The 12,305-nt window shown below is 62.0% G+C and carries 16 protein-coding genes; 9 read left to right on the forward strand and 7 right to left on the reverse strand.

Annotated elements, in window-relative coordinates:
- Positions 1-25 precede the first annotated feature (25 nt).
- A complete protein-coding gene (locus RG540_RS10385; RefSeq protein WP_038587411.1) occupies positions 26-631 on the reverse strand; it encodes a hypothetical protein in 606 nt (201 codons plus the stop codon).
- Between the two features lie 11 nt (positions 632-642).
- Positions 643-1,026: a winged helix-turn-helix transcriptional regulator gene (locus RG540_RS10390; RefSeq protein ID WP_405029331.1), complete on the reverse strand. Its 384-nt coding sequence runs from the start codon at positions 1,024-1,026 to the stop codon at positions 643-645.
- A 173-nt stretch (positions 1,027-1,199) separates the two neighbouring features.
- Between RG540_RS10390 and RG540_RS10395 the strand changes: the two genes are divergently transcribed.
- From RG540_RS10395 to RG540_RS10405, 3 genes are all read left to right on the forward strand, one after another.
- Complete coding sequence (locus RG540_RS10395) at positions 1,200-2,084, forward strand: SDR family oxidoreductase (RefSeq protein WP_038587413.1); 885 nt, start codon at positions 1,200-1,202, stop codon at positions 2,082-2,084.
- Between the two features lie 79 nt (positions 2,085-2,163).
- Positions 2,164-2,880 (forward strand): aspartate/glutamate racemase family protein, encoded by a 717-nt coding sequence (locus RG540_RS10400; protein WP_038587415.1) that lies wholly within the window; start codon positions 2,164-2,166, stop codon positions 2,878-2,880.
- A 59-nt stretch (positions 2,881-2,939) separates the two neighbouring features.
- Entirely contained in the window at positions 2,940-3,887 is a 948-nt protein-coding gene (locus RG540_RS10405) for a bifunctional helix-turn-helix transcriptional regulator/GNAT family N-acetyltransferase (RefSeq protein ID WP_038587417.1), read from the forward strand.
- Here RG540_RS10405 and RG540_RS10410 read toward each other — a convergent pair.
- The gene (locus tag RG540_RS10410; RefSeq protein WP_038587419.1) at positions 3,884-4,636 is read right to left on the reverse strand and encodes a pyridoxine 5'-phosphate synthase; all 753 of its coding nucleotides are present in this window, start codon (positions 4,634-4,636) and stop codon (positions 3,884-3,886) included. The genes RG540_RS10405 and RG540_RS10410 overlap by 4 nt on opposite strands.
- Before the next feature lie 340 nt (positions 4,637-4,976).
- Here RG540_RS10410 and RG540_RS10415 point away from each other — a divergent pair, with 340 nt between their 5' ends.
- Entirely contained in the window at positions 4,977-5,663 is a 687-nt protein-coding gene (locus RG540_RS10415) for a MerR family transcriptional regulator (protein ID WP_051909336.1), read from the forward strand.
- A gap of 13 nt (positions 5,664-5,676) precedes the next feature.
- Here the strand turns inward: RG540_RS10415 and RG540_RS10420 are convergent, their stop codons facing one another.
- Positions 5,677-6,801 (reverse strand): ATP-dependent DNA helicase, encoded by a 1,125-nt coding sequence (locus tag RG540_RS10420; protein WP_038587423.1) that lies wholly within the window; start codon positions 6,799-6,801, stop codon positions 5,677-5,679.
- A gap of 180 nt (positions 6,802-6,981) precedes the next feature.
- Between RG540_RS10420 and RG540_RS10425 the strand changes: the two genes are divergently transcribed.
- The 5 genes from RG540_RS10425 (at position 6,982) to RG540_RS10445 (ending at position 10,585) form a co-directional block, all read left to right on the forward strand.
- A complete protein-coding gene (locus RG540_RS10425; protein ID WP_038593501.1) occupies positions 6,982-8,262 on the forward strand; it encodes an SDR family oxidoreductase in 1,281 nt (426 codons plus the stop codon).
- The gene (locus tag RG540_RS10430; RefSeq protein WP_038587426.1) at positions 8,262-8,741 is read left to right on the forward strand and encodes a DUF2269 family protein; all 480 of its coding nucleotides are present in this window, start codon (positions 8,262-8,264) and stop codon (positions 8,739-8,741) included. Before RG540_RS10425 ends, RG540_RS10430 begins: the two co-directional genes overlap by 1 nt.
- Before the next feature lie 140 nt (positions 8,742-8,881).
- Positions 8,882-9,259 (forward strand): COG4315 family predicted lipoprotein, encoded by a 378-nt coding sequence (locus tag RG540_RS10435; protein ID WP_038587428.1) that lies wholly within the window; start codon positions 8,882-8,884, stop codon positions 9,257-9,259.
- Positions 9,243-9,803 (forward strand): RNA polymerase sigma factor, encoded by a 561-nt coding sequence (locus RG540_RS10440; RefSeq protein WP_038587432.1) that lies wholly within the window; start codon positions 9,243-9,245, stop codon positions 9,801-9,803. Before RG540_RS10435 ends, RG540_RS10440 begins: the two co-directional genes overlap by 17 nt.
- Positions 9,800-10,585, forward strand: coding sequence for an anti-sigma factor family protein (locus tag RG540_RS10445; protein WP_038587435.1), 786 nt, complete (start codon positions 9,800-9,802; stop codon positions 10,583-10,585). The genes RG540_RS10440 and RG540_RS10445 overlap by 4 nt, the downstream gene beginning before the upstream one ends.
- A gap of 56 nt (positions 10,586-10,641) precedes the next feature.
- Here the strand turns inward: RG540_RS10445 and RG540_RS10450 are convergent, their stop codons facing one another.
- Genes RG540_RS10450 through nthA form a run of 3 tightly spaced genes read right to left on the reverse strand, consistent with a single transcriptional unit; the run spans position 10,642 to position 12,303 of the window.
- Complete coding sequence (locus RG540_RS10450) at positions 10,642-11,013, reverse strand: nitrile hydratase accessory protein (RefSeq protein WP_038587438.1); 372 nt, start codon at positions 11,011-11,013, stop codon at positions 10,642-10,644.
- Positions 11,000-11,659, reverse strand: coding sequence for a nitrile hydratase subunit beta (gene nthB / locus RG540_RS10455; protein WP_038587441.1), 660 nt, complete (start codon positions 11,657-11,659; stop codon positions 11,000-11,002). Before nthB ends, RG540_RS10450 begins: the two co-directional genes overlap by 14 nt.
- Positions 11,656-12,303, reverse strand: a complete 648-nt coding sequence (gene nthA, locus RG540_RS10460) for a nitrile hydratase subunit alpha (RefSeq protein WP_038587444.1) — start codon at positions 12,301-12,303, stop codon at positions 11,656-11,658. The genes nthB and nthA overlap by 4 nt, the downstream gene beginning before the upstream one ends.
- Positions 12,304-12,305: the final 2 nt, after the last annotated feature.

A 12,305-nucleotide genomic window follows, 5' to 3' on the forward strand; every position in this document is an offset into this window, starting at 1 on the left:
GCCTACGGTGTACTGACCGCAAAGCCTAACCTCCGGCCGAACTCAAAGACGGCCCGCGCCGCACCAATTCGTCGAAAAGATTATTCACGGTATGCGGGTCAGCCGCATCAACGATCCTCAGCCCATTTTCCCGAGCCGCTTTGTGCATTTCCGCATTGTCGTGAAGGGAACGCTCGATAAACGCGTCGAACATATCCCGGTCGCCCTCCCCGGCCTGCAGATATCCCGCCTCGGCTCGCATTCTCTCCCGTAGGAAATCTGCATCGGCATGAAGACATATCCCGACAAGCGCCTCCGAAACGAGCGGCGCGATGAATTCAGGCCGCAGTGCCGATCCTTCCAGCACAAATGGTTTTCGAGCCTCTATCTCGCCGTCGATCATTCGCTTCAGGCCGGGCCACATGTTTTCGTGATGCACCTTCAGGAACCAGTAGATCGTCTCCGGCGAAAGGCGCCTATAATACTCGGCCACAGGTGGACGGACGCTCGGCCACGGCCGCCCCGGATGCCGCCCGAGACTATCGGTCGATACCATGTTCAAGTTGAGCGCCGCAGCCAGGCGTTTTGCCAGCGTCGTTTTGCCGACATGCGAGCTTCCGGCAATCAATATGCCTGACAGGCCTTGATCCATAGCGGGCTCGATCAGGCGAGTTCGCTCTCGTCGTATTTCACCCGCGCGGCTTTCACCGACGGATGATTGGCTTCCGCCCATTGCAGCACCTTGGAAAGCGGCTCGAAGAGCGAGCGGCCGAGATCGGTCATCCGGTATTCGACGCTCGGCGGCTTGGTCGGAAACACCTCACGTTCGATATAACCGTCGCGTTGCAGGTCACGCAAAGTCTGGGTCAGCATCCGCTGCGAAATATCCGGCACCAGACGGCGAAGCTCACCGAAGCGGTAAGGCTGGCGCGCCAAGGCCCCGAGAAGCAGCGTCGACCATTTGCCCGCGATCCGGTCGATGACGTCCCGGACCGGACAATTATCCATGTTCCATCCGGACGTATCGCATTCCTTGCCGTCCAGCATCGGCTTACGGCTTGCATTGAGGGCCATAGAGGTGGTTCCCTTGAAGTAACGATCTCCCTCGAAACTGCCTCCTTTACAGATCGAAGTCAATTCCTATTCTAGTGCTAGTCTCTTTTTGAGACCAACAATAATCGCCGCGCCGACAGGCCGGCCATTGCCAGGAAAGAAACCGCATGACCAAACTTCTCGTCACCGGCGCCGCCGGCCATCTGGGCCGCGCAGTGCTGCGTCACCTGCTGGAGACATCCAAGGTCGCTGCCGCCGACATCGTCGCTGCCAGCCGTGATCCGAACAAGCTCGCCGACCTTGCCGCCAGCGGCCTGAAAACCCGCGCAGCCGATTTCGACGACGAAGCCGGGCTCGTGAAGGCATTCACCGGTGTCGACCGCGTGCTGATCATTTCCACCGACGAACTGGCAACGCCCGGCAAGCGCATCACGCAGCATAGGAACGCCGTTTCCGCCGCCGCAAAGGCCGGCGTCAAACACATCATCTATACGTCCATGCCGAACCCGGACAAGTCGCTGGTCACCTTCGCACCGGATCATCTCGGCACGGAAGAGGCCATCAAGGCGAGCGGCGTCGCCTACACGATCCTGCGCAATTCCTGGTATCACGACAACTATCTGATGGGCATGCCGCACAATCTTCAGGTCGGCAAATGGTACACGTCCGTGGGCACCGGCAAGATCACAACGATCAGCCGCGACGACTGCGCCCGTGCCGCAGCCGCAGCCCTTGCCAATCCGCCGGCCGGCAGCCGCACCTTTACCCTCACCGGCTCGGAAACCCTGACGGCCGCAGAAATCGCCGCCCGCGCGTCCGCGGCCACCGGCAAGCCGCTGGATGTCGTTGATGTCACCGATGAGCAGCTGACCCAGGGCCTTACCGGCGCCGGCCTGCCCGCCTTTGTCGCGAATATGCTGGTCTCGGCGGATGCCAATATCCGCGCCGGTAATTTCGAACAGGTGACGAGCGACTACGAGACGCTGACCGGCCAGAAGCCGCAGACCCTCGCCGCCTATTTCGACACCCAGAAGGCCGCCCTCGCCGCATAGCCCCTTGCCGGATTGCGGTTCTCCGAATTTCGCGATAAATGAGATGGAGTTGCCAAATTCCATCTCATTTGGAGAAAAAATGCGCAAAATCGGCTTGATTGGCGGGATGAGTTTCGAAAGCACTGCCGTGTATTATCGGCTGATCAACGAGATGGTGCGCGAACGCCTCGGTGGTTTTGCGTCGGCCGATCTCCTGCTCCATTCCGTCAACTTTGCGGAAATAGTCGACATGCAGAAGGCCGGCCGCTGGGATCTGGCGGCCGAGCATCTTGCGGGCAGCGCGCGCAGGCTGAAGGCGGCCGGCGCGGAATGCGTCCTGATCTGCACCAACACCATGCATCTCGTCGCCCCGCAGGTACAGGCCGCGATCGACATACCCCTTATCCATATCATCGACGAGACCGCCAAGACGTTGAAAACGCACGGCCTGAACCGCCCGCTCCTGCTCGCCACACGCTACACGATGGAGCACGGCTTCTATACCGATCACATGAAGGCGCTCGGTATCGACGTCATGGTGCCGGATGCGGACGATCGTACCGATATCCATAACATCATCTTCAACGAACTCTGCGCCGGCACGGTTCTCGATACCTCCCGCACCCGGGCCATCGCCATGATCGAAAAGGCGAAGGCTGAAGGCGCCGACAGCATCATCCTCGGTTGCACGGAAATCTGCCTTCTGCTCGATCCGGCAGGCCTGCCCCTGCCCGGCATCGATTCCACCGCCATCCATGCCAAGGCAGCCGTCGATTTCGCGCTTGGCCAGCCGGCGGCAAAACAGGCCGCAGCGTAAATTTATTTGACTCAGTCCAACAAATATCTGACAGAGTCTCCCTAAAGGAGACTCTGTCGATGACCGATCCTGCCGTTCTCGATGCCGTCCGGGCGTTCAATCGTTTCTACACCAACAAGCTCGGCGTTCTCGCCAAGGGCTATCTCGACACCGATTACACGCTGACCGAAGCGCGCATCCTCTACGAGATGGGCGCCCGCAAACGGGTTTCGGCGACCGAGCTTAATCGCGATCTCGGCCTCGATCCCGCTTATCTCAGCCGGCTGCTGAAGAAATTCCGCGAGGCGGGCTTCATCGACGCCGAGCCGGATCCCGACGACAAACGCAGCCAGATCCTTGTAGTCACCAGCAAAGGACAGGCCGAATACGAGACACTCGGCGAACGTTCCCGCCAGCAGATCGCCAAGGATCTCAGGGAGGTGGACACGTTCGGCCATGAAAGGTTGATCGGCTCGATGCAGGTGATCCGCGCCATTCTCGATCCGCAGTCGACCGCGCCTACATCGCCGGTCGTCATCCGTCCGCATCGTGTCGGTGACATGGGCTGGCTGGTCGAAGCCCAGGCGGTCGCTTATGCCCGGGAATACGGCTGGAACGACAAGTTCGAAGGGTTGGTCGCCGAGGTCGCCGGCAAGTTCATCGCCAGCTTCAACCCTGAGCGCGAACGCTGCTGGATCGCCGAACGCGACGGAAAGCGGGTCGGCTCGGTGGTCGTGGCGGATGGCGGCGGCGACACAGCCAAGCTGCGCCTTCTCTACCTCGATCCCGCCGCCCGCGGCCTTGGCCTCGGCCGGACGCTCGTCGAACAATGCATCAAGTTCTCGACGCTCGCCGGTTACAGAAAGCTGTCGCTCTGGACCAATGATTGCCTGAGCGCCGCAATCCGCATCTATCAAACGGCCGGTTTCAGGCTCGTCGCGGAAGAAAAGCACAACCTGTTCGGGCCGGAATGCAACGGCCAGACCTGGGAGCTCGAGCTCTGCGAGGCAAAACTGTCGTCGAATTAGACGACCTGGCCGCAGGCGCGGCGGAAGCGGCGCACGGTTTCCGCCATGCCGTATTCGAGCGCATCCGCCGTCAGGCCGTGGCCGATCGAGACTTCCGCCATCTTCGGAATACGCTTCACCAATGCCGGCAGGTTGGCGACGGTCAGGTCGTGACCGCCATTGACGCCGAGCCCTTCGGCAAGTGCCGCATCCGCCGTCCGCCCGAGTTTTTCAAGGATTTCGGCCCCAAGCACCGGATTGTCGAAACAGCCGCCATAGGGCCCGGTATAGAGTTCGATACGGTCGGCACCCGTCGCCCTGGCGAGCTTCACCGCTTCGACATCGCCGTCGCCATCGGCAAATAGCGACACCCGCATGCCGCCCTTATTGAGCCGCGCCACGATCGGCTTCAGCATCTCGCCCGTGGCACGGAAATCGAACCCGTGGTCGGAGGTCGCCTGGGTCGGATCGTCCGGCACCAGGGTCACCTGCTCCGGCTGGGTCGCCTCGCACAGCGCCAGGAAATCCTCGCTCGGATATCCTTCGATATTGAACTCGGCATCCGGGAATTCGTCGTCGATCAGCGCCCGAAGAACGGGCAGATCGGTGAAGCGGATATGGCGCTGGTCGGGGCGCGGATGCACCGTCAGGCCGGCCGCACCTGCCTGCAGCGCGATCCGCCCCAGCGCTTCGACGCTCGGCCAGGGAAGATCGCGGCGGTTGCGCAGCATGGCGATGGCATTGAGGTTCACGGAAAGCTTGGTCGGCATGGCAATACCCGGTTTTGAAAGGTCGATCCGCTTTTAGGCCATGCGCCTTCGCAATGCCACCGGGTTTAGAAAAATGCACCTATAAAGAGTTTTGATGGACGAGAATTCACGAGGCAGCAGGGGCTACCATTTCCTAAAGTTTTAGCTAATCTATATCTAACAGAGTTCGCCGGGCAGGCCAAAAGGCGGCGGAATACGGTTTGAGCAGCGAATTCTGCCACTCATTTCAATCGGGTCCGCATTTTCAGTACCGAGGTTCCATCCGAGAGGTCCGACGCGATGTCGCAACCTTTAGGTGCATATTCGACCATACCGCCGACTTCAGGCGCAAGGGGACTCGATGCGGAGCGATACCATGCAGGCCATGACCGAAAATGCGCCTCCGGCGCGAGCCCATTATTTCCCTCCTCTTCCCCAAGTCTCCCTTCCGTTTGAAATGCCTAGCCAGCCCGTGGCGATCGCCGAAATGGCGGATCTCTTCGGCGTCACCCATCGCACCCTTCACTTCTACGAGGAAAAGGGCCTGATCACCGCCCGCCGCTCCGGCAGCATGCGGGTCTATGACAGGGTCCAGATCCATCGCATGGCGGTCATCAATGCCTGCCGCGAAATCGGCATTCCGGTGGCGGTCATTCAGGAACTGATGGAAGAGCTTGCCGGCGCGACGTCGGAGACGGAAGCCAACGAGATGTTCCACAACATGCTGGCCCGGCGCAAGCGGGAGCTCACATCCGACATTTCCAATATCCGCCGGCAGATGCAGCAGATCGAAAACCTGCTGGTGGCCGAGGAAGAAGAGCAGGCGCTTGCCAGCCCCAAGCCGATGTCCCTAGTGCTGAGCGACATCGAGAAACAGTGCCTGGGACTGATGGCGGAGGGTTATTCGGCGCCAAGGCTTGCCCGCGCGCTCAATCTCGAATTCGAGGATCTGCGCCGGATGGAGGATGGCATCATCCAGAAATTCCAGGCCACCAACCGCTTTCAGGCGGTCGCCAAGGCAATGCTGCTCGGTTTCGTGCCGAACTGACCCCGGAGCCGCCTCAGCGAACGATGGTCAGCGTCTCGGCTGCGCGGGTGATCGCAGTATAAAGCCAGCGCTCCCGGCTATCCCGGAAAGCCCAGCTTTCATCGAACAGCACGACATTGTTCCATTGCGACCCCTGAGCCTTATGAACGGTTAGCGCATAACCGTAATCGAACTCGTCGTAACGTTTCCGGGTCGTCCAGGGAATTTCGCCTTCCTGCTCTTCGAAGGCCTGTTTCAGAAGCTTGATCTTGGCGGCGCCACGATCCATGTCGTCGTCTTCCGGCCGGATCATCAGGTTGATGCCGGGCTTCACCGTCTCGCGCGACGAGCTCATCACCTGCCAGAGCGAGCCGTTGAGCAGGCCCTTCGCCGGGTCGTTGCGCAGGCAGACAAGCTTGTCGCCGGATTGCGGATAGTCGGCCGTAAAGCCTTTTAGTTCCCGGAGCCGCTGATTGTAGCGCTTGCGGGTCTTGTTGGTGCCGACCAGAACCTGGTCCGCCTCCATCACCAGCGGCTGCGTCACCTCATTGCGGGAGATCACCTTGGCGGTACCGTAGTCGCCATACATGATCTCCTTGCCTTCGCGCACATCCATCGCCAGCTTGATGATCGGGTTGTCGCGCGCCTGGCGATGGATATCCGTCAGCAGGTAATCCGGATCCTGTTCGGTGAAGAACCCACCGCCGGTCACCGGCGGCAACTGGCCGGGATCGCCGAGCACCAGGATCGGCGTGCCGAAACTCATCAGGTCCTTGCCGAGCGCCTCGTCCACCATCGAACATTCGTCGATGATGATCAGCGCCGCCTTGGCGACCGGGCTCTGCCGGTTGATCGAGAACATCGGCGAGATCGAGGTCTTGCCGGCATCGTCCTCGACCGCCTCCTCGCCCCGCGGCCTGTAGATCAGCGAGTGGATGGTTTTTGCGTTCCGCGCACCGCGCGAGCGCAGAACCTGGGCCGCCTTGCCGGTGAAGGCTGCGAACAGCACCTCGCCATCGACATTTTCGGCGAAATGTTTGGCAAGCGTGGTCTTGCCGGTGCCCGCATAACCGAACAGCCGAAAGACCTGGCTGCGCCCCTCTTTCAGCCATTGTGAAACGGCCTTGAGGGCCTCGTCCTGTTGCGGTGCAAATTGCATGGCGGGACTTGGCAGGATTCTGCAGCCAAGCGCAACTGAAAAAGAACGAAAGATGAATCAAAGGCCGGGATGAGCGGTGTTCTCCTTCATCAGGAGTTCTGCTGACGGCCCGGTGTATCCATGCCGTGTCGCCGGGATTGCCGCTGTTCAATGTTCATCGCCACCTCCTATGATCGCCGTATGAAGATCCTGATTCTCGGCGCAACCGGCTTTATCGGCTCGGCGGTCTTGCAAAGGCTCGCTGCCGATGGCCATCAGATAACCGGCCTCGGGCGAAACCCGGACAAGGCCCGTCTGAAATTGCCTGCGGCCAGATGGGTAAAAGCCGATCTGACGGAATTGTCTGCCGCCGCATGGGGTCCGTTGATCGAGGATCAGGATGTCATCGTCAATTGTGCTGGTGCCCTCCAGGACGGTCTTTCGGATGATCTTAGGGCCACCCAAGAAAAGGCCATGCTGGCGCTCTACGAAGCGGCAAAGGCCCTCGGTGGCAGATCTATCGTGCAGATCTCCGCCCGCACGGATGGCGCAGCCGCTGACCTGCCCTTCCTCACCACCAAACGCCGTGCCGACGAGGCGCTTGCGGAAAACGGCCTGCCCTTCGTCATTCTGCGGCCGGCGCTCGTCATCGGCCGCAATGCCCATGGCGGCACGGCTCTTCTGCGATCGCTCGCGAGCCTTCCCGGCCTGCTGCCGCTCATTCATACGGAAAGCCTGGTCGAAACCGTCTCGCTCGACGATGTCGCCGCCGCGGTTTCCCTTGCTGTCGACGGCACCATCCCGGCCGGCAGCGATCTCGATCTCGCCGCCGACAAGACCCTGACGTTGTCCGACCTCGTGAAGCTTCATCGCACCTGGCTCGGCCTGCCTACAGCCACCGTCATCGCATTGCCAGCAGCGCTTGCGAAACCCGTCACCTGGGCCGCCGATTTCGCCGGACGACTCGGCTGGCGTTCGCCCCTTCGCTCGACGGCGATGACGGTGATGTCGGAAGGCGTCAGGAGCCTGAGGCCGAAACCTAGCGGCCTCGTTCTGGCAGACGCGGCAGAGACCCTCGCCGCCCATCCGAGCGGCGTCCAGGACCTCTGGTTCGCACGGCTGTATCTCCTGAAGCCGGTCATCATCCTCACGCTGTCGCTGTTCTGGCTGTTGTCCGGCCTCATCCCGCTCCTCGACCTGAACGCCGCGGCAGCCCAATTTTCGCCCATCGTGCCGGCCTCCGTCGCCACCGTGATAACGGTCGCGACATGTCTCCTCGACATCCTGCTCGGGTCCGCCGTCCTCGTCCGCCCCTATGCCCGCAAGGCAATGCTCGGGATGATCCTCACCAGCCTCGCCTACTTGGCAGGCGGCTCGATCCTCGCGCCGCAACTCTGGCTCGATCCGCTTGGTCCCCTCGTGAAAGTCCTGCCGTCGATCTTCCTCACCCTCGTCTCCCTCGCCATTCTGGACGAACGCTGATGGACGCCGAAAGCCTGCTGCGGCTCCTGCATGTGATCGGCGCCACGGTGCTGCTCGGAACCGGCGCCGGCATCGCCTTTTTCATGGTCGTCGCCCGGCGAACGGAAGATCCGAAACTGATCGCCCACACCGCCGGCACCGTCGTGCTGGCGGATACCGTCTTCACCGCCACCGCCGTTATCCTGCAGCCGGTCACCGGCTACCTGCTGGCAAAAAGCATCGGCTGGTCGCTGACGGATGGCTGGGTCGCCCTGTCGCTCATTCTCTACGTGGTGACGGGACTGTTCTGGCTGCCGGTCGTCTGGATCCAGATCAAGCTGCGCGATATCGCCCGCATCGCCTGCGAAGACTCCGCGCCGCTTCCGCCAGAATGGTACCGGCTCTACCGAATCTGGTTTGCCTGCGGCTTCCCGGCCTTCTTCGCGGTCATCGCCATCTTCTGGCTGATGCTGACGAAGCCGGATATCCCGCTGTTCTGACGCCCGGAACACCCGGCTCAAGAGACAGGCATCATCATCTCCGAAAATCTTTGGCGATCGACGGAATAAATCCGCCCCTGCCGGTGTCTTGACTTAGGTGGCCGATGTGAGGCCGCCATTCAAAACCAGGGAGACGATCCATGAAAACCTTCATTCTCGTGCCTTTCGCGCTCGCAGCGCTGACCTCGGTCGCTTTTGCCGCCGGTCCTTTCAAGACCGTCAAGACCTCGACCAAAGGCGAGGTTTTGGCCGGTGAAAAGGGCATGACGCTCTACACCTTCAAGAACGACAAGCCCGGCACCTCCAACTGCTACGACAAGTGCGCCACCAACTGGCCGCCGGTCATGGCCGCTTCCGATGCGAAGGCTGATGGTGCATACTCCATCGTGACCCGCAAGGACGGGGCCAAGCAGTGGGCGAAGGATGGCATGCCGCTTTATTACTGGGTCAAGGACACCAAGGAAGGCGACACCACCGGTGACGGCGTGAACGGCGTGTGGGATGTCGCAAAACCCTGATCAATCCACCTCCGGAACGGCGCGCGAGGCACAGGCTCCCGCGCCGCTTTCCTTCGAGGCACAGATCCTCGCGCTCCTGCCCACCCTCAGGCGCTATTCGCGTAGCCTGACGCGTTCGGACACGGAGAGCGAGGACTTGCTGCAGGATTGCGTCGAGAAGGCGCTACTGAGCCGTGCCCAATGGCGCGGTTCGAATTTCAAGTCCTGGACCTACAGGATCATGACCAATCTTCATCTGAACGCGCGCCGGTCGGTCGCGCGGCGTCCCTCCGTCGGCATCGAGGAGGCCGAGACCGTGGCTGCAAGCACGAGCGCCGACGATCCCTTGGAAAAGAACCGCCTCGTCCAGGCACTGGAAACGCTGCCGAAGGATGCGCGCGCGGTGCTGATGCTGGTGGTCGTCGAAGGTTATGCCTATCAGGAAGTCGCCGACATGCTCGAAATTCCGGTCGGCACCGTCATGTCGCGCCTGTCGCGGGCGCGCCAGGCCTTGCGGGAAAAAATGCGGGAGGAAAACGTCATACCATTGCGGAGACCACGATGACCGAAGTCAGATCCGTAACCGAAGCGGAACTGCACGCCTATGTCGACGGCTTCCTCGACGAGGCCGACCGTGCCCGCGTGCAGAGTTTTCTGGCCGAAAACCCGGAGGCCGCGCAGATGGTGAGCGACTGGCAGGAGCAGAACGACGAATTGCACGCCGCCTTCGCCGGACACGAACGATCGAAACCGACCGATATCCAGCTTCTCACCGGCGGTCTGGCGCGCGCCCATACCCGGCCGTCCCGCCGCTTCGCGCTCGCTGCGGCCGCAGTTCTGATCTTCGCAGCCGGCGCGCTGGGCGGCCATTACGGCCCGATTCTGTTCCAGAGCCCGGATATCCAGCTTGCTGATACCGAAATCCTGCCCCGCGAGGCCCGCAACGCCTTCCTCGTTTATGCGAGCGAAGTGCGCCATCCGGTCGAAGTGTTCGCCAACGAAGAGACGCATCTCGCCAACTGGCTTGGCAAGCGACTGTCGATCGCCAATCTCAAAGTGCCGAACCTGCAAACGATGGGCTTCAAGCTGGTCGGCGGTCGCCTGCTACCGGTCGGCGGCAAGCCGGGCGCCATGTTCATGTACGAGGACCAGACGGGCCAGCGCCTGACCGTGCTCGTCGGCCGCAACAAGGAAAACCGCACGACCAGCTTCCGCTTCGCCTCCGCCAACACTGTCGAGACCTTCTACTGGATCGACGGCGAACTCGGCTATGCGGTCACCGGCGAAATCTCCCGCGACATGCTGCGCCGGATCGCCGAGGAATGTTACCGGCAGTTTCCGTCCTGACCGCGAAGGGGCCTTTCGAAAGCCCCTCCTCCGACCCCTGTCTGCGCCGAATCTCCCTACCGCTGCGGATCGTTGGCCAACTCGATGGGCCTGCCGTGCGGCGTCGCCTCGGCGGCCCGCTGCCAACTCCGCTGCAGCGCCAGGATCGTCTCGCCGTCCGCCACGCCTTTGCCCACCAGCAGGCCGGAGAGTGCCGCGGCCCAGCAGTCGAAATAGTCGCTGCCGTCCTCGGCCCTGCCGGGCTTATGGACCTCGCTCGAAAGCGCCTCGGCCCATTCGCTCCAGGTGAACAGTCCGCGCTCGTGCAGATGCACGGTCATCGCAAAGGCTTCCGCCGCCCAGGGCTCCGGAAACACCGGATCACCCTCTGGTGACTTCGGCAATCCGGGCGACTGCACCAATGCCGAGGGTGTCTCACACGCGCTCAAGATAGCTCTCCCAGGCATCGATCGAGAGCGTCAGCGTCGGATCGGCGCCCTCGCCCCAAATTTCTGCGCCGTCGAACACGATCGTATAAACCCATTGCGGGTTCTCGCCCTTGCCATGCGCATTGTCGTCCGGAAACACAAAGGAACCCTGCACGGCCTCGACGAAACCGATTTTGGCGCGGGCATAACGCGGCAGCCGCGTGTGGGTCTCCGGGTTGAAGTTGCGTGCCCGCACCCGGTCGCCCGGCTGGAACCGTGGCTCGGTCCCGACCGGCCGGTCGCAGGGACCGCCTTTGGCCAGCACGCCGGGCACCATGTCCGCCCTCAGGATGCGCTTCGGCGTAGCCGGCTCCATCTGCTTGTGGCCCGCATCGATTTCGGCCTTGGATGCGAAACCATGGCGTTCCAGCAACACTTCCAGCGCCCGCGTCCAGATCTCGTAATAGCTGGCGCCCAGATACTCCGATGGGGGGATACTTTCTCGCGCATGCCGGCTTTCGTCGATCGTCCATGCGCCGAACGCACCGCTCGACAGCGTCAGCCCCAGAGCCCGCTTCTCCCATTCCGCATGGAAATAGGGCTCGTCCTTTTCCGGCGCCACCGGCCCGAAACCCATCTGCCCACCGAGATCGTGCGGCCCGTTCATGGCTTAACTCCGGCGACTGCCGTGCCGATCATCGCGTCGCGACTGACGAGGTCGGCAAGCGCCTCCTCGCTCAAACCGTCCGTAGCCTCCGGCCGCTCGGGGATCACCAGATAGCGCAGTTCGGCGGTCGAATCCCAGACGCGGATCTTCTTGGTCTCCGGCAGGGTCAGGCCGAATTCGGCCAACACATTGCGCGGATCGATGACCGCGCGCGAGCGATAGGCCGGCGCCTTGTACCAGACCGGCGGTAGGCCCAGCACCGCCCACGGGTAACAGGAGCACAGCGTGCAGACGACGAGGTTGTGGGTGTCGGGCGTATTGAACACCGCCCGCATGTGTTCGCCCTGCCGGCCGGTATAGCCGAGGCTGGCAATCGCCGCGGTCGCATCGGTTCTCAGCCATTCGGCGAAATCCGGATCGCTCCAGGCCTTGGCGACCACTCGGGCGCCGTTGCGGGGGCCGATCTTCGTCTCATAGGTCTCGACGATCGCATCGATCGCCTTCGGATCGATCAACCCCTTTTCGGTCAGCACGGTTTCGAGCGCTTTTACGCGCGCCTGCATGTCGCTGTAGCGGTTGTCGTGGTCATGGCCCTGCTGGTGGTCTTGCCCATGGTCGTGATCGTGGTGATGATGTGTAGACATGG

This window comes from Neorhizobium galegae bv. orientalis str. HAMBI 540 (assembly GCF_000731315.1).
Lineage (GTDB): Bacteria > Pseudomonadota > Alphaproteobacteria > Rhizobiales > Rhizobiaceae > Neorhizobium > Neorhizobium galegae.